A 17,252-nucleotide genomic window follows, 5' to 3' on the forward strand; every position below is an offset into this window, starting at 1 on the left:
CCAGACGTCGTTCCTGGCTGTCCCCCACCGCAGCGCCCGCCCCCATCCCCCTCTGTTCCGCGCGTCCAGCCCGCCGCGCCCGGCCCGCGTGCGGCGTGCGCCCTGCTAAAATCACCGTTTCGTCCCACCGCAGGCACCCCCGATCCTTATGTCAGCACCCGCCACCGACCTCCCAGCAGGCGAGCCGTCCGGCCGCCGTCAGATTCTCGTCACGTCGGCCCTTCCTTATGCGAACGGGCAGATTCATATCGGCCACCTGGTCGAATATATCCAGACGGACATCTGGGTCCGGGTGCTGCGAATGCACGGCCACGAGGTCTACTACGTCGGCGCTGACGACACGCACGGCACGCCGGTGATGCTGCGCGCGGAACAGGAAGGTCTGACGCCGAAACAGCTGATCGATCGCGTCTGGCTGGAGCACAAGCGCGACTTCGACAGCTTCGGCATTTCGTTCGACAACTACTACTCGACGGACTCCGACGAAAACCGCGTGCTCAGCGAAAACGTCTACCTCGCGCTGAAGGAAGCGGGGCTGATCGACGCGCGCGAGATCGAACAGGCGTACGACCCGGTCAAGGAAATGTTCCTGCCGGACCGCTTCATCAAGGGCGAGTGCCCCAAATGCGGCGCCAAAGACCAATACGGCGACAGCTGCGAAGTCTGCGGCTCGACCTACCAGCCCACCGAGCTCGTCAATCCGTACTCGGTCGTCTCGGGCGCGACGCCGATTCGCAAGACGTCAACGCACTATTTCTTCCGCCTGTCCGATCCGCGCTGCGAGAACTTCCTGCGCGCCTGGGTCGGCGGCCTCGCGCAGCCGGAAGCCACCAACAAGATGCGCGAATGGCTCGGCGACGCTGGCGAAGCCAAGCTCGCCGACTGGGACATCTCGCGCGACGCGCCATACTTCGGCTTCGAGATTCCGGGCGCGCCCGGCAAGTATTTCTACGTGTGGCTCGACGCGCCGGTCGGCTATTACGCAAGCTTCAAGAATCTCGCCGAAAAGCGCGGCCTTGACTTCGACGCGTGGGTCCGCAACGGCTCGACGGCCGAGCAGTACCACTTCATCGGCAAGGACATCCTGTATTTCCACACGCTGTTCTGGCCCGCGATGCTCGAGTTCTCGGGCCATCGCACGCCGACCAACGTGTTCGCCCACGGCTTTTTGACCGTCGACGGCGCGAAGATGTCGAAGTCGCGCGGCACCTTCATCACCGCGCAAAGCGTGATCGACACCGGCCTGAACCCGGAATGGCTGCGCTACTACTTCGCGGCCAAGCTGAACGGCACGATGGAAGACCTCGACCTGAACCTCGACGACTTCCAGGCGCGCGTGAACAGCGACCTGGTCGGCAAGTACGTGAACATCGCGAGCCGCGCAGCCGGCTTCCTGATCAAGCGCTTCGACGGCCGCGTGCAGGACAGCGCGATGCATCATCCGCTGCTCGGGACGCTGCGCGCGGCGCTGCCGCAGATCGCCGCGCACTACGAGGCGCGCGAGTACAGCCGCGCGCTGCGTCAGACCATGGAGCTCGCCGACTCGGTCAACGCCTACGTCGATACCGCCAAGCCCTGGGATCAGGCGAAAGACCCGGCCAACGCGGTCGCGCTGCACGAGACCTGCAGCGTCAGCATCGAGGCGTTCCGTCTGCTGTCGCTGGCCCTGAAGCCGGTGTTGCCGAAGCTCGCCGAAGCGGTCGAGGCTTTCCTCGGCATCGAGCCGCTCGTGTGGGCCGACGCCACCGTGCCGCTCAGCTCGGCGCGCCCGATCAACGCGTACAAGCATCTGATGACGCGCGTCGATCCGAAGCAGATCGAGGCGCTGCTCGCCGCCAATCGCGACTCGCTGCAGGCCACGCCGGAAGCGGCGCCGGCCGACGCGAAGGCCAAGGCGAAGGCCCACGCCAAGGCCGTCGCCGCGAAGGAAGAAGAGTCCGGCATCATCACGATCGACGACTTCGCGAAGGTCGATCTGCGCATCGCGAAGATCGTCGACTGCAAGGCGGTGGAAGGCTCGGACAAGCTGCTGCAACTGACGCTCGACGTCGGCGAAGAGAAGACCCGCAACGTGTTCTCGGGCATCAAGTCCGCCTATCAGCCGGAGCAGCTGATCGGCAAGCTGACCGTGATGGTCGCGAACCTCGCGCCCCGCAAGATGAAGTTCGGCATGTCCGAGGGCATGGTGCTGGCGGCATCGGCGGCGGACGAGAAGGCCGAACCGGGCCTCTACGTGCTCGAGCCGCACAGCGGCGCGAAGCCCGGCATGCGCGTGAAGTAACGCGCGGCGTCTTCGGGCGCCTGGGCCTCACCTCGCCGCAGGCAGGTATGACGAAAAAGGCACGCTTCCAGGCGTGCCTTTTTTATGTTGCCCGCGTCACCATGAGATCCGATCGAAGCGCCGCGTGTACAGCACGTCGGCGCCATAGAACGTGCCGCCATACACGACCAGCGACCAGTATCGCGTCAGATTGATCGTCGCCTTGATCGCATTGCTCGCCGACTGCAACCCCTGCTCGTAGCCGATCACCAGCCGCTCGTTGATCGCCTTCGACACCATCACGACTTGCGGATCGGTCAGGCCGACGTCGCTGCGGCCGATCGAAAACTCGTCGAGCCCGACGGTCTGCGCGATCCGATGACCCGTCGCGCTGCCGAGCAGCGCGAGCGCGGTCGTCATCGTGCTCTGCTGGCCGAGGTTGTTACCCTGGTCGGTGCCGTGGCCGAACAGCAACCACGACAGTTTTTCATTGTCCGGCACGCTTGGCTCCGACACGAGCCGCGCGACCGGCGCCTGCAGCGTGCCTGTTACCTGCACGCCGGCCTCGACCTGCTGGTTGCGGCGCATCGCGAGAATGTTGATGCCCGGATTCGTGACCGGACCGTTGAACGTGAAGAAGCCGTTCTCGATCGTGAGCTTGCGGCCGAATGCGGTGTAGGTCGAACCCGGTGTGACGCGCACGTTGCCGACCGCGCGCAGCGGCGTATTCGGCGCGCTCGTCGCGGTGATCGTGCCGGCGAGGCCGAGATCGGCGCCCTTGCCACGGAAGCGGAAGGCGTTGCCGAGGCCGATCTCGATGTTGGCGCGTGGCGCGAACGGGCTCGCCGGCCGCTCGCCGCCTTCGGACGGACGCGGCCGGCCGCCCGAGCGCGTGCCGTCCGGGCGGATGATCACCACGTCGTCGCCGAGGCTCGGCGCGGCCTGCTCGGGCAGATCGAACAGCGCGCTGTCGACCACGAATTTGCCGTCGATCACGGGGCCGCGCTCCACGGCGCCGTTCGAGATGTTCGCACTGCCCGACAGCGACAGATGGCGGTCCGGCGACGCGAACACATCGAGCTTGTCCGCGACGATGCTCGCGGTCATGTCGGGCTCCGAGCTGTCGAGACGCACGCGCCCAGTCGCGCGCAGCGTGCCGCTCGCGCCGTGGAACTCGACCTGCTGGAAGTCCACCATGTTCTGCGACAGCGCGATGCGCACGACCCCGTCCTTCAGTTGCACGCTCTGGCTCACGACCGTCGCGGACAGACCGTCGCCGGTCAGCGCGCCGGTCACGTTCGGCTTCGCGACGGTGCCGCCGAGCGCGAGCTTCAGCGCGAGATGGCCGTCGAGCAGATAGCTGGGGCCGAGCAGGCCGCCCGTCGTGCGCAGCGACGGCACGTTCGCGTTTACATTGCCCGACAGCGCGCTTTGCGGATCGACGCTCAACACGCCGTCGCGCAGCACGAGCGGCGTGTGCGCGTCGGCATCGATCACGCCGACGCGGCTCGCCTGCGCATGCACGGTCGCGCTGAGCCGGTTGCCGCCGGTGAATTCGGCGCGCGCTCGGACGTCGCCAATGCCCATCGACGCGAGCCCGCGGCCGATCTCGACCGTCACGTCGCCGCTGCGCCGGCGCAGCTCGATGTGGCCGCTCGCCGTCGCGCCGAGCGAGAAGTCCCAGTCGCCGTCGAACACGAGGTCGGTGCGCACGGCGGGCGGCTCGCCGGTGATCTGGCGACGCAGCTCCTGCAAGTGCGCGAGCGACACGTCGGTCAGACTGCCGACCGACTGGATACGGCCGTGATCGAACGCGAATGACTTCAGGGTCAGCACCGAGCCTTCGATCGTCAGGCGCGTCGCACCGAGCGTGAGGTGCCCCGGCCCGGCGCTGAGCGCGAGCGGCGATTCGAGATTGAGCGCCGGCGTGCCGCGATTATGCAAACGCGTGACGGTGCCGTCCCAGCGCGAGCCGTCGCGCGTGTCGGTCAGTTTGCCGTTGGCGGCGAGCGTCAGATCGAGCGGTCGGTCCTGCAGCTTGCCGGTCGCGGCGGCTTCGAGCGTGTGGTTCGCGCGTGTGCCGGACAGGCGGGCGGTCAGCGTGGCGAGATCGACGCCGCCCGCGCTGACATTGCGCGCGTCGGTCGTGAACGCGAGCGCGCCGTTCGCGCCGTCGCGCAACTCGGCGTGGCCTTCCGCATGGCCGATGCGGTTGCTGGCGAACACGACGCTGTCGGCCTTGTAATTCAGCGTGACGTTCGGATGCGCGAACGAGCCGGTAACGTCGCCGTCCGCGGCGACCGCGCCCGCGAGGCCGAAGCCCAGCCGATCGAGCTGCGGCGCGTCGATGCCGAAGCGCAGCCGGTCGCCGGCCGCGCCGAAGCTGCCTTGCAGATTCACCCGGTTGCCCGCCACCGAAAGATTCGCGTGGCTCGGCAGGATTCGCGAGCCGGCCAGCTGGATCATGCCGCCGCCCGTGAGCGGCAGGTCGTTGTAGACGCTCGGACCGAGCGTGAATTCGGCGCGCGTTGTGAAGACCGGCGCGAGCACACCTGCCGCCGTGACCGTGGCGTTCACGCGCGCCTCGATCTTGCGCGCTGGCGAACCTGCATGCGCGGCTGCGCGTGGCGCAGGGCCCGCCCGATGCGCGGGCGGTGGCGTCCTGCGCTCGAGCACTTCGGTCTGCACCGCAGCCTGCGCGGTGTTCTTTGCGATGGCGGCGGCCTGATCGCCGGGCGCCGAGCTCTTCGCGCCGGCGGTGCTGCCCACGAGCGCCGCGGCTTGCGCTTGCCGCTCGCGTTGCGCGCCGCTCGCAGCGGACGCGCCGGATGTCGTGACGGGCGTGCGGGCGGGCATCTGCGAGGTCAGCGACAGCGGATCGAAATCGGTCAGTTGCGCCTTCAGGTTGTAGGTCGAGTTCTCATCGTGCTTCAGCGCACCCGATAGATCGATGCCGCCGCGGCCCGACGTGACGCGCACGTCGTTGAAGCTGATGCGTGCCGGGTCGAACGTGATCTTGCCCTGGGCGCGCAGCGCGGCGGCGGGGTCGGCGAGATCGAGCGTCAGGGTCTGGATGTCGTCGTTCAGGCGGATGCCGATCGGGCCGGACAGCTGCGTCGGCCGCACGGTCGCCTGCAGCGCGTTCAGGTCGAGCCGCGCGACGTTCAGATCGAGCCGGCCGTGCCGGCCGCTCAGCGTGCCGCCGCCGGTGAGCGTCGCATTGCGCACGAGCCGCACGTTCAGGTTCGAGATGCTCTGTGTGTGGGCGTCGAGGCGCACGTCGGCGTTCGCATCGATCAGCGGCAGCAGTTTCTGGTCGATTGCACCGGGTTTCGCGTTGACGATCGAGACATGGCCGGCGACGGCGAAACCCGCCGCCGGTTTGGCCGGCGCGTGGTGGCCGCCGAAGACCTGGTCCGGATGGCTGGCGGCCGACGGTTTGGCCGCGCTGGCTGTGCTGGCCGCGCTGGCTGTGCCAGGCGCGGTCGCCGCGCCCTGCTCCACCGGCTGCAGTTCCGCGCGCACCGCCAGATCGGCCAGCGGCGCACCCGGCGCAAAAGCCTGCGGATTCACATGATCGAAGCTCAGCGTCGCGCGCTGCAACAGCACTGCGGCGAACGGCGCCGCTTCGACCCGCGCGTGGCCGGCGAGCTTCATGCCGCTCGCATCGAGCTCGGCGACGAGCTGCTCGAGCGTGCCGCTCAGGTGGCCGGCCACCTGCACCGCTTCATCGTTGATCTTGCCCGCATAACCGACTTCGCCGCTGAGCGGAAACGGCCGCACGCCATCGAGTTTCGCCGCTGCCGTCAGCGCCCCGAACGGCGTGTCGAGCCGATCGATCGCGGCCTCGTGATGACGCCCGTCGCTGCGTCCGTGAAACGCGAAGCTGGACAGCTCCGTCGTCGACGCGCCCTGGTGCAGCAGCAGCCGCTCGACCTGCACGTCGCGAATCTCCAGCTGCATCGGTAGCTGCAGATCCGGCGGCACGCTCAGCGGCTCGCTGGTGCTCGACGACGGGCCGACGCGTGCCTCGATCGTGCCGACGTGCAGGTAGTCGATCGTGAACCGCCACGGCTCGCGCGCGAGCGCCCAGCTGCCCGCGACGCGGTCGATCTCGATGTCGGTGCCGCTGCCGTCGAGGCTGCGCCAGCGCACGTCGCGCAGTTGCACGCCGCACGCGAGCGTGCCGCCGTCGAGCGTGCCGGCGAGCCGGCCGCCGAGCAGCTTCACGGCCGCGTGCCACGCGTACGCGGTGCCGCGCTCGGTCGTCAGCGCCCCGTACAGCAGACCGACCGCGAGTGCGGCGAGCAGTACCAGCATGACCACCGTGCCCGCGACCGCCTTCAGCAGCAACCGGCCCCAGCGCCGCCTCGGCGGCGGCGTGTCGGGCGGCTGCTGCCCATCCGGCGGTCCTGGCGGCATGGCGCCGGGCGGCTGCGCGGGGGGTGGGGCGGTGACGTCGGTGGTCATGCGTGAATGCGATGGCAAATAAGGTAGAGGGTTGTCGTCAAAACGTCAGAACGCGATGCCGAGCGTGATATACGGCCGCACCCTGTTATCGCGGATCCCGTAAGCGACATCGAGATTGACCGGGCCGACCGGGCTGCGCCAGCGCGCTCCGACGCCGGCGCCCGGATAGAAAACTTTTTCGCCCCAGGTGTCGGTCGCGGTGCCGATGTCGAAGAACACGGCCGCGCCCCAGTTGTGCGAGAACCAGTGCTGGTATTCGGCCGCGCTCGTCACCAGGTACTTGGTCGGCAGGATCGAGCCGGCGACGTTGTTACCGATGCTCTGGAAGCCGTAGCCGCGCACCGAGTTCGAGCCGCCCGCGCGGAACAGCAGCGACGCCGGAATGCCCCTCGAGCTGCCGCTCGTGAATACGCCGCCGAGTTCGGCGCGGATCAGCACGATGTCGTCGACGCCGATCGGGAAATACTGCTGGCCGCGCGCGTAGCCGCGGATGAACGACTGGTCGGCGAGCAGACCTTTCACCGCGAAGCCCGCCTCGACGTGGATCAGGTTGCCGCGGCGCGGGAACAGCGGGTCGTCGGTGTCGCGCCGCGTCCACGACCACCCCGGCACCAGCGCGTGCGCGCGGGTCGGCGGCGCCGCGTTCTGGTTGAGCTGATCGTCGTAGAACAGCAGCGAATAGCTGTAGTCGAGGAACTGCGACGTACGCGAGCGTTGCACGCCGCCGCGGATGCTGTAGATGCGCGTGTCGGAGACGTCGGTGGTCGTGTACGACGCGAGCACGCTATTGGTCCACCCGTGTTTGCCCGGCGGCATCGACAGCTGGATCTGCCCGTATTGCTGCGTCTTGTCGGCGCGGCCCTCGACGGTGAACGGCCACGCCGCGCCGAACGTGTTCAGATACGTGTAGCCGCCCTGCACGAGCGGGCCGTTGTCGGTCGAATAGCCGACGCCGCCGCGGAAACTGTGATACGGAAACTCCGACACCTTCACGTGCACCGGCGTGTCGAGCGGCTTGGCGGGGTCGTTGTCCAGGTCGATCGCGACGCTCGCGAAGTACGGCGTGTTCTGCAGTTGCCGCTGCAGTTCGGCAACAGTGCGCGTGTCGTAGATGTCGCCCGGCGAGATCGGATTGACGTTGTGGACGATGCGTTCCGGATAGCGCTTCGTGCCCTGCACGTCGAGTTGGCCCATCGTGAAGGTCGGCCCGCTGTCGTAGATCACCGACAGCTTCGCCGTGTGCGTGCGCGGATCGATCAGCGCCTCCGAGTGGTAGATCTTCGCGGCGAGGTAGCGGCGCGATTGCAGCTCGCGCAGCGACGCGTTCTTCGCGTCGTCCCAGTCGCCCTGTGAGAACGGCTGGCCCTCGCGCAGCGAGAACGCGAAGCGCGTCGCGTTCTCGCGCGACGGGTCTTCGGTCAGCACCGCGCCGCGAAACGACAGATCGACCGACGTGACTTTGGTCTGCGGGCCCGGCTCCACGCGCACGGTGACCTGCCGCAGGTTGTCGACGGTGCGCACGTCGGTGCTGACGAGCGGCGAGAAATAGCCCTGCGTCGCGGCGAGATCGCGCACCTGCTGTGGCGTCGCGGTGATCAGGAACGAGAACTGGTCGTCGGTGACGTCGGGCCGCGTCGCGAAACGCGAGATATCGAGGTGCTGTTCGAGCAGCCGGCGCAGCGCGCGCGGCTCGGCGACCACCTCGACCTTGTAGCTCGGTGCCTTGCTCGCCGCGTGAGCCTTGCCCACGGCGAGCAGCCACATCAGGAGGCCGAGGCCGACGGCGAGCGACACACGCAGCCAGCACCGCGCGAGCGCCTTGCGCGCACGCGCGCGCCCGCGCGCCTGGCCGGTCTCGCCGCGCAACGCACGCGGCATGTCGATCGTACCTCCCGCCAAACAGGACCTCCGGCCAATGAGTGAATTCTCGCGCCCCGGCCGCGCATGCGAACGAGGCATGCTATTTGACCACAACGCGACCCCGATCGGCCTCTCTCGTGCCCCCGGCGGAGCCCCGCGCTTCATCTCAAAAATGGGCGGCCCGCGGCGATTTTCGACCGCGCGCGACGCATGCGGTAAAATCGCGGACGACGGCGCCCTCCCCGCGGCACCGCGCAGCGGCCAGCCCAAGAGCCGCCACCCTACCCACCACGGACGTCGAGCCATGTATCAATCGGACATCACGCAGTTCCTGAACCAGCTCAAGCAACAGAAGCCCAATCTGGAGGCCGAGCAACGCAAAGGCCGCGCACTGCTGTGGGACAAACAGCCGATCGATCTGGAAGAGCGCGCCGAGCAGAAAGCTTCGCGCGTGCAGCAGACGCCTTACTCGTACTACCAGAATTTCTAAGCGCCCCAGTCACGCCGACGATGAGTCACGCTGACAAGGTGCATGGTCCGCTTCACGGTCCGCTTCACGGTCCGATACACGGCCCGATACACGGCCCGGTTCACGGCCCAGCGCCGGCACCGTCCGACACCGCGCTTTCCACCCCCGCCACCGATTCGACGCCCGACACGGTCGACGGCGTCGCGTTCGCGCGTCTGTACGGCGAGCCGCTGTTCAAGCTGCCGAACGATCTGTACATCCCTCCGGACGCGCTCGAGGTGTTCCTCGAGACCTTCGAGGGGCCGCTCGACCTGCTGCTGTACCTGATCCGCAAGCAGAACTTCAACGTGCTCGACATCCCGATGGCGGATGTCACCGTGCAATATCTCGGCTATGTCGAGCAACTGCGCAAGACCAATCTCGAACTCGCGTCCGAGTATCTGCTGATGGCCGCGATGCTGATCGAAATCAAGTCGCGCATGCTGCTGCCGGTCAAGAAGGCCGACACCGGCGAGGAAGCCGAAGACCCGCGCGCCGAACTGGTGCGCCGCCTGCTCGAATACGAGCAGATGAAGCTCGCCGCGCAACGCATCGACCAGTTGCCGCAGCTCGGGCGCGATTTCCTGCGCGCCGAGGTTTACATCGAGCAGAGCATCACGCCGCGTTTCCCCGACGTGAACAGCGACGACCTGCGCGCCGCGTGGGCCGACGTGATCAAGCGCGCGAAGCTGGTCCAGCATCACAAGATTTCGCGCGAGGAGCTGTCGGTGCGCGAGCACATGAGCCTGATCCTGCGGCAGTTGCAGAATGCGCGCTTCATCGAGTTTTCCGATCTGTTCGACACGAGCCGCGGCGTGCCGGTCGTCGTCGTGAATTTCATCGCCGTGCTCGAGCTGTGCCGTGAATCGCTCGTCGAAATCACCCAGGCGGAGCCGTTCGCGCCGATTTACGTGCGGCTGGCGTATCTGCCGGCCTGAGTGCTGAATGACGGCCGCTTGACGGCCGGACCGCGGCCGGACCCTGGAAATCTCGCTACGAAAACCATCGCAGCGAACCCTGGCAGGCCTCAGCGGGGAGCGCGCGGCAAGTGCGTCGCGCGCCGCTCGGAAGTGCCGCCGCGTTTCGGTGCGTCCGCTGCCCAAATCCACTACAATCCGCGCTCCGAACCCGTCATTTGCCGGTGAGGCGATGACCCGTGCGATTCCGCCAGGTATCGCGCCAACCGGATCGCGCGCCGCGCGAGCCTATCCCTGTCCGATCATGAAAGTCATCAGCTCGATCCATGAATTGCGCGACCAGTTGCGCGGCCAGAATCGCACGGCCTTCGTGCCGACGATGGGCAACCTGCACGAGGGCCATCTGTCGCTGATGCGCCTCGCGCGCCAGCACGGCGACCCGGTCGTGGCGAGCATCTTCGTCAACCGCCTGCAGTTCGGCCCGAACGAGGATTTCGACAAATATCCGCGCACGCTCGAAGCCGACATCGAGAAGCTGCAAAAGGAAGGTGTCTACGTGCTGTTCGCGCCAACCGAAAGGGACATGTATCCGGAGCCGCAGGAATACCGCGTGCATCCGCCGCACGATCTCGGCGACATCCTCGAGGGCGAATTCCGCCCCGGCTTCTTTCACGGTGTGTGCACGGTCGTGATGAAGCTGATGTCGTGCGTGCAGCCGCGCGTCGCGGTGTTCGGCAAGAAGGATTACCAGCAGCTGATGATCGTGCGCCAGATGTGCCACCAGTTCGCGCTGCCGACCGAGATCGTCGCCGCCGAAACCGTGCGCGACACCGACGGCCTCGCGCTCAGCTCGCGCAACCGGTTCCTTTCGGCCGCCGAGCGCGCCGAGGCGCCGATGCTGGCCGCCGAACTCAATCGGGTGCGCGACGCGGTGCTCGCGGGCGAGCGCGACTTCGCGAAGCTCGAAGAGTCGGCCAAAGCGACGCTCGCGGCACGCGGCTGGAATCCCGATTACATCGCGATCCGCAAGCGCTCGAACCTGATCGCGCCCGGCGCGCAGGACGCCAACGCACCGCTCGTGGTGCTGGCCGCCGCGAAGCTCGGCGCGACGCGGCTCATCGACAACCTCGAAATCTGACGCCGCAACCGTCCGCGCGAACACAGTTACACTGCGCAGTCACACAGGATTGGATTGATCATGCAACGCAATATGCTGAAGTCGAAGATTCACCGCGTCGCGGTCACGCACTGCGAGCTCCACTACGAGGGCTCGTGCGCGATCGACGAAGATCTGCTCGAAGCGGCGAACATCGTCGAAAACGAGCGTATCGACATCTGGAACATCAACAACGGCGAGCGCTTCTCGACGTACGCGATCAAGGGTGAGCGCGGCAGCGGCATGATTTCGCTGAACGGCTCGGCCGCGCGTCGCGCGCAGCTCGGCGATCTGGTCATCATCGCGGCGTTCGCGGTGGTCGACGAGGCGGAGTTGAAGGCGGGCTGGAAGCCGGACCTCGTGTTCGTCGATGAAAACAACAAGATAAAGGGCAGCCGCGACCACGTGCCCACGCAGGCCTGGAACTGAGCCAAGCTCAGCTTGACGCTTGACTGATGGCGGGCAGCTCCCGCCTCAGCCCTTCTTCCCCGCGCCGTTCGTCCACTCGACGATCGGCTGCCACTGCTCCAGATCCTTCTCCACGCGGCTTTTCGCGACGTCCCACAGCGTCAGGCCGTGCGCCGCGAGCTGCACGTAGTTCTGCGTGTCGCGCAGAAAACCGAGCACCGGCAGCTTCAATCCCTCGACGAAGCGATGCAGCTGCTCAGCCGAGCGCGTGCGCGCATCGACGCGCATGCCGACCACGCCGACCTCGATCGCGCCCTTCCTGACCGCCTTTTCCTTCGCCAGCCGCTCGAGAAATTCCTGGGTCGCGAGAATATCGAACAGCGACGGCTGCAACGGCACGATCACCTTGTCGGCGAGATCGAGCGCGATGTTCAGGCGATTGCCGTGCAGGCCGGCCGGCGTGTCGACGACCGCGTGCTCGAGGCCTTTCGGCGGCTTGGCCGGCGTGTCGGGATTGACCTCCCAGGTTTCGATGTTCGGCAGCGTGGCGGGCCGTAATTCGAGCCACGCATGCGCGGAGTGCTGCTTGTCGAGGTCGGCCAGCGCGACCCATTCGCCCGCCGCTGCGAAATAGCCGGCCAGATTGGTCGATATCGTGCTCTTGCCCACGCCGCCCTTCGGATTCGCCACCACAATCACCGACATGAAATCTCCCGGAAAGAAGGCTGGACGCTGCCAGCCGGTTTGCCGCGCTATTGCTCCATTCCCGCCGATCCGTTGTGACCGGCGCCTGCGGGCCCCACGATCGCTGCCGTTCGAAGTTCGAATTCCAGGGACGCCCACCGGTCCAGCCGTTGATAATATCGACAAATTCAGCGCGGCCGAAGCCCCCACATCGCGAATCGGCCGCTCCAACCCGCCGTTTTTTTCGACAAGGACCTGAATCTCATGAGCAAACTGCGCCCGGAATACACGGTCGAACGCCTGCTGGAGCGCCAGAAGGGCACGCTGCCGGACCTGCTGGGCCTGCGCGTGCTGACTGTGGACCAGGGCACGCTGGTCGCCGAACTGTCCGTGCGCGAGGAGCTGCTCGCGCCGAACGGCTTCCTGCACGCGGCCACGGTGATCGGCCTCGCCGACACCGCGTGCGGCTACGCGTGCATCGCGCATCTGCCCGAAAACTCGCGCAGCTTCACGACGATCGAGCTGAAGAGCAACTTCCTCGGCACCGCGACGCAGGGCACGATCCGCGCGGTCGCGAAGGGTGTGCACCTTGGGCGCAGCACGCAGGTCTGGGACGCGACGGTCACCGGTCCGGATGGTAAGACCATCGCGCTGTTTCGTTGCACGCAGATGGTGTTGTACTGAGCGAACCGCCCGCGCAGCAATCGCGTTCAAGCCGATAAAAAAGGCCGGCGCAAAGCGTCACCCCAGCGCCGCGAACAGCCTGCGCATATCGACGTGCCCCGCCAGCGTATCGGCCAGCCGCTCCAGCGACGCCTCGCGCAACGCCGGATAGTCGACCGCTTCGGCATCGCTCAAACCCGCCCATGCGAGCAGCGCCGCGCACGCGGCCGGCGTATCGAACAGGCCATGCACGTAGGTCGTGAGAATCTGGCCATCGGCGGATATCGCGCCATCGGGACGGCCCAAGTCCGCGCCGCCCTCGTGCGGGCCAGCGTGGTCGAGTCGCAGCGCCGGCGTGTCCAATGCCGGCCCGCGCGTCTCGCCCATATGAATCTCGTAGCCGGCGACGTCCGGCGTGCCGGGCAGCGCCAGGCGCCCGGTCACATTCTTGAGCGTCTTGTCGCGCGTGAGCACCGTCGCATAGTCGAGCCAGCCGAAGCCCGCGAAGGTGCCCGGCGCGCCCTCGACGCCATGCGGATCGGCGATCTCGCGGCCGAGCATCTGCATGCCGCCGCAAATGCCGATCACGCGGCCGCCGTAGCGCAGATGCCGCGCGAGCACGTCGTCCCAGCCCTGTGCGCGCACAAACGCGAGGTCGTCCGGCACGTTCTTCGAGCCCGGCAGGATGATCAGATCGGCGGCCGGCGGCCGCGTACCCGCGCGCACATAGTGAAAATCGACCTGCGGATGTGCGCGCAACGCGTCGAAGTCGGTGTGATTGCTGATGTGCGGCAGCACCGGCACGACCACGCGCAGCAGACGGCGCGAATCAACGCTCGCCGCCGCGCGCAGCTCGGGCGGCAGCATGTCCTCGGCGTCGAGCGTCAGGCCATGCAGATACGGCACGACGCCGAGCACCGGCTTGCCGGTCTTCGCTTCCAGCCAGTCGAGCCCTGGCTTCAGCAGACCGATGTCGCCGCGAAAGCGGTTGATGATGAAGCCGCGCACGCGCGCCTGCTCGCTGTCGGACAGACACGCGAGCGTGCCGGTCAGGTGCGCGAACACGCCGCCGCGATCGATGTCGGCGACCAGCACGACCGGGCAGTCGACCGCCTCCGCGAAACCCATGTTCGCGATGTCGCGCTCGCGCAGATTGATCTCGGCCGGACTGCCCGCGCCTTCGACGAAAATCGTGTCGTACGACGCGCGCAGCCGCGCATACGACTCCAGCACCGCCTCGAACGCGATCGGCTTGTAGTCGTGATACGCGCGCGCGTCGAGATTCATGCGCGCCTTGCCGTGGATGATCACCTGCGCGCCGCGATCGCTGGTCGGCTTCAGCAGCACCGGGTTCAGATCGGTGTGCGCGTCGATGCCCGCGGCGAGCGCCTGCAATGCCTGCGCGCGGCCGATCTCGCCGCCGTCGACGGTCACCGCGCTGTTCAACGCCATGTTCTGCGGCTTGAACGGCGCGACCCGCGCACCCGCGCGCCGCGCGAGGCGGCACAGTCCCGCGACCAGCGTGCTCTTGCCCGCGTCGGACGTGGTGCCCTGGATCATCAGCGTGCCGCGGGGCACGGGCAGGGTGTCGGGAGGAATGGGCATTCGGGTCACGGCGGTGCAGGTGGAAGATGGACAGTGGCGTTGCAATGCAATCGAGCGGCATTATCCCATCGCGCCGGTACAATCATAGGATGACTCTCCGCGACCTCACCTTCGTCCTCGGCGGCGCCCGCTCGGGCAAGAGCGCGCATGCCGAGCGGCTCGCCAGCGACAGCGCCCTCCCCGTCACCTACATCGCCACCGCCCGCGTAACCGACGACGCCGAATTCAACGCGCGCATTGCGCATCATCGCGAGCGGCGGCCCGCGCGTTGGGAGCTCGTCGAAGCGGACGACGACCTCGCCGGCGCGCTCGCGCAACACGACGCGCCGGGCCAGTGTCTGCTGATCGACTGCCTGACGCTGTGGCTCGCAAACCTGCTTTGTCCCGCCGGCGGCGCGGCGGCGCCGCTGTCGCACTACTACGAGCAGGCCGCCGCGTTCGAAGCGGTGCTCGCCGGCGCGCGCGGCAAGATCATCGTCGTCAGCAACGAGATCGGCCTCGGCGTCGTGCCGCTCGGCGAAGCCACGCGTCTTTACGTCGACGAACTCGGCCGCCTCAATCAGCGCATCGCCGCATTGAGTAGCGCGGCCACGCTGATGGTCGCGGGGCTGCCGCTCGCGCTGAAAAGCGCGATCCGCGAGTGATGGCGCCGCTGACCATGCCGCTGGTCGCGACGCTCGCGGTCGCGGGCGTCGCCGTCGATCGCTGGTTCGGCGAGCCGAGCCGCCGGCATCCGCTCGTCGGCTTCGGTAACTGGGCCGCGCGCATCGAGGCGCGCTTCAATCACGACCGGCGTCTGCGGCTCAAGGGCCTGCTCGCATGGGCGCTCGCCGTTCTGCCGCCGGTGTTGATCGCGTGGTGGCTCGTCGCCGTGCTGCCGTTGTTCGCGGCCTGCGCGCTGCATGTCGCGCTGCTGTGGTTCGCGCTCGGCGCGCGCAGCCTGCGCGATCACATCGCGCCGATCGCGCGGGCGCTCGGCCAACGCGATCTCGCCACAGCACGTGAGTTGACCGCACGGATCGTCTCGCGCGACACCGCACAGTCGGACGAAGCAGCGCTCGCGCGCGCCGCGATCGAATCGGCGCTCGAAAACGGCAACGACGCGATCTTCGGCGCGCTGTTCTGGTTCGCGCTCGCGGGCGGGCCTGGCGCGCTCGGCTTTCGCCTCGCCAATACGCTCGACGCGATGTGGGGTTATCGCACGCCGCGCTATCTGCGCTTCGGCTGGGCCGCCGCGCGCATCGACGACGTGCTGAACTGGATTCCCGCACGGCTGACCGCCTCGAGCTACGCGCTGCTCGGCGACACGCTGACCGCCTGGCGCTGCTGGCGCGAGCAGGCGCCGCGCTGGGACAGCCCGAACGCGGGCCCGGTGATGGCCGCCGGCGCCGGCAGCCTGAACGTGCTGATCGGCGGGCCGGCCGTGTATCACGGCACGCTCGAGCATCGGCCGACGCTGGGCTTCGGGCGTCCCGCCGAGGCGCGTCATGTGGGCGCCGCGTTGATGCTGGTCGAACGCACGGTGATTCTCTGGCTGGCCGTGCTGATCGTGCTGGCGTTGTTGAGCGTGCCGTTTCATGGCTGAGCGGAACGACGCGCGTAGCGATGGGATGAGCGCATGACCGACTGGACGCAACCGCGCGAGCACGCCGCAAGCGGCCCGATCGCGCACGGCGGCAACCTGCACGAAGCGGCGGCGCGCTACGGCATTGCGTACGCGCAGTGGCTCGATCTGTCGACGGGCATCAATCCGCACGGCTATCCGGTGCCGCCGCTGCCCGCCGACGCGTGGCGCCGTTTGCCCGACGAAGGCGACGGCTTCGCCGAGCGGGCCGCGCGCTACTACGGCGCGCCCGATGCCGCGCACGTGCTGCCCGTGGCCGGCAGCCAGGCGGCGATTCGCGCGCTGCCCGCGTTGCTGTCGCCCGCGACGGTCGGCATCGCGCCGCTGACCTACGGCGAGTACGCGCCCGCGTTCGCGCGCGCCGGACACGCGGTCGCGCCGCTCGACGTGCATCGCGACACGCTGCCCGCCGCGCTCACGCACGTCGCGATCGTCAACCCCGACAATCCGACCGCCACGCATATCGATGCCGCCAGGCTGCTGCACTGGCACGCGCAACTGCGCGAACGCGGCGGCACGCTGCTCGTCGACGAAGCGTTCGCCGATACGCTGCCGGCCGCGCGGGTCGCGTCGCTGGCGGCGCATACGCATCGGGACGGGCTCGTCGTGTTGCGCTCGCCCGGCAAGTTCTTCGGGCTCGCGGGTGTGCGCGCCGGCTTCGTGCTGGGCGCGCCCGCATTGCTCGCCGCGTTGCGCGACAGGCTGGGGGCGTGGACGGTCAGCGGTCCCGCGCGTCATGCGGTGAGCGCCGCGTTCGACGATGCCGCGTGGCAAACGCGGATGCGTGAGCGGCTCATCGGCGACAGCGCGCGGCTTGCCGCGCTGTTGCATGCGCACGGTTTCGCGACACGCGGCACGCCGCTTTTCGCATGGACCGACGATGCGCGCGCCGCCGCGTTGCATGAAGCGCTCGCGCGGCGCGGCGTGTGGACGCGTCTTTTTCCGCCATCGCTTCGGGTGCCATCGGCCAGCGTGCGCTTCGGGCTGCCGGGCGATGAAGCCGAATGGACCCGCTTCGAGCAACAGTTGCAACAGGCGGTTGACTCTATCGATACCGCGCGGTCGAGTTAGCGCAGTGACCTTCGCACCCAATCCGC

Annotated in this window: 13 protein-coding genes; 9 read left to right on the forward strand and 4 right to left on the reverse strand. The window is 68.0% G+C overall.

Annotation, left to right across the window (positions count from 1 at the left end):
• The first annotated feature begins 148 nt into the window (after positions 1-148).
• The gene (gene metG / locus OKW44_RS23425; RefSeq protein ID WP_018419710.1) at positions 149-2,281 is read left to right on the forward strand and encodes a methionine--tRNA ligase; all 2,133 of its coding nucleotides are present in this window, start codon (positions 149-151) and stop codon (positions 2,279-2,281) included.
• A 96-nt stretch (positions 2,282-2,377) separates the two neighbouring features.
• On the opposite strand, the gene OKW44_RS23430 is transcribed toward metG, so the two are convergent.
• Together OKW44_RS23430 and OKW44_RS23435 are read right to left on the reverse strand one after the other, a co-directional pair.
• Positions 2,378-6,730 (reverse strand): translocation/assembly module TamB domain-containing protein, encoded by a 4,353-nt coding sequence (locus OKW44_RS23430; protein ID WP_018419709.1) that lies wholly within the window; start codon positions 6,728-6,730, stop codon positions 2,378-2,380.
• 45 nt (positions 6,731-6,775) lie between these two features.
• On the reverse strand, positions 6,776-8,629 hold the full coding sequence (locus tag OKW44_RS23435) for an autotransporter assembly complex protein TamA (protein WP_018419708.1): 1,854 nt from the start codon (positions 8,627-8,629) through the stop codon (positions 6,776-6,778).
• Between the two features lie 265 nt (positions 8,630-8,894).
• Between OKW44_RS23435 and OKW44_RS23440 the strand changes: the two genes are divergently transcribed.
• From OKW44_RS23440 to panD, 4 genes are all read left to right on the forward strand, one after another.
• The gene (locus OKW44_RS23440) at positions 8,895-9,080 is read left to right on the forward strand and encodes a DUF3460 family protein (RefSeq protein WP_013088716.1); all 186 of its coding nucleotides are present in this window, start codon (positions 8,895-8,897) and stop codon (positions 9,078-9,080) included.
• A gap of 20 nt (positions 9,081-9,100) precedes the next feature.
• Complete coding sequence (locus OKW44_RS23445; RefSeq protein WP_018419707.1) at positions 9,101-10,036, forward strand: segregation and condensation protein A; 936 nt, start codon at positions 9,101-9,103, stop codon at positions 10,034-10,036.
• A gap of 283 nt (positions 10,037-10,319) precedes the next feature.
• A complete protein-coding gene (gene panC / locus OKW44_RS23450; RefSeq protein WP_018419706.1) occupies positions 10,320-11,153 on the forward strand; it encodes a pantoate--beta-alanine ligase in 834 nt (277 codons plus the stop codon).
• 60 nt (positions 11,154-11,213) lie between these two features.
• On the forward strand, positions 11,214-11,600 hold the full coding sequence (panD, locus tag OKW44_RS23455; protein WP_008924033.1) for an aspartate 1-decarboxylase: 387 nt from the start codon (positions 11,214-11,216) through the stop codon (positions 11,598-11,600).
• Between the two features lie 45 nt (positions 11,601-11,645).
• Here the strand turns inward: panD and OKW44_RS23460 are convergent, their stop codons facing one another.
• Positions 11,646-12,284: a ParA family protein gene (locus OKW44_RS23460; protein WP_018419705.1), complete on the reverse strand. Its 639-nt coding sequence runs from the start codon at positions 12,282-12,284 to the stop codon at positions 11,646-11,648.
• A gap of 243 nt (positions 12,285-12,527) precedes the next feature.
• Between OKW44_RS23460 and OKW44_RS23465 the strand changes: the two genes are divergently transcribed.
• Positions 12,528-12,947 carry a PaaI family thioesterase gene (locus OKW44_RS23465; RefSeq protein ID WP_018419704.1) on the forward strand — a complete coding sequence of 140 codons (420 nt, stop codon included), beginning with the start codon at positions 12,528-12,530 and terminating at the stop codon, positions 12,945-12,947.
• Between the two features lie 57 nt (positions 12,948-13,004).
• Here OKW44_RS23465 and OKW44_RS23470 read toward each other — a convergent pair whose 3' ends face one another.
• Entirely contained in the window at positions 13,005-14,531 is a 1,527-nt protein-coding gene (locus OKW44_RS23470; RefSeq protein WP_026225647.1) for a cobyric acid synthase, read from the reverse strand.
• Positions 14,532-14,620: 89 nt separating this feature from the next.
• Here OKW44_RS23470 and cobU point away from each other — a divergent pair, with 89 nt between their 5' ends.
• Genes cobU through cobD form a run of 3 tightly spaced genes read left to right on the forward strand, consistent with a single transcriptional unit; the run spans position 14,621 to position 17,226 of the window.
• Positions 14,621-15,175, forward strand: a complete 555-nt coding sequence (gene cobU / locus OKW44_RS23475; RefSeq protein WP_018419702.1) for a bifunctional adenosylcobinamide kinase/adenosylcobinamide-phosphate guanylyltransferase — start codon at positions 14,621-14,623, stop codon at positions 15,173-15,175.
• Positions 15,175-16,116, forward strand: coding sequence for an adenosylcobinamide-phosphate synthase CbiB (gene cbiB, locus OKW44_RS23480; protein WP_018419701.1), 942 nt, complete (start codon positions 15,175-15,177; stop codon positions 16,114-16,116). The genes cobU and cbiB overlap by 1 nt, the downstream gene beginning before the upstream one ends.
• Positions 16,117-16,149: 33 nt before the next feature.
• Positions 16,150-17,226 (forward strand): threonine-phosphate decarboxylase CobD, encoded by a 1,077-nt coding sequence (cobD, locus tag OKW44_RS23485; protein ID WP_018419700.1) that lies wholly within the window; start codon positions 16,150-16,152, stop codon positions 17,224-17,226.
• The last annotated feature ends 26 nt before the right edge of the window (positions 17,227-17,252 follow it).

It is taken from the genome of Paraburkholderia lebeckiae (genome assembly GCF_050436325.1).
Classification (GTDB): Bacteria; Pseudomonadota; Gammaproteobacteria; order Burkholderiales; family Burkholderiaceae; genus Paraburkholderia; species Paraburkholderia tuberum.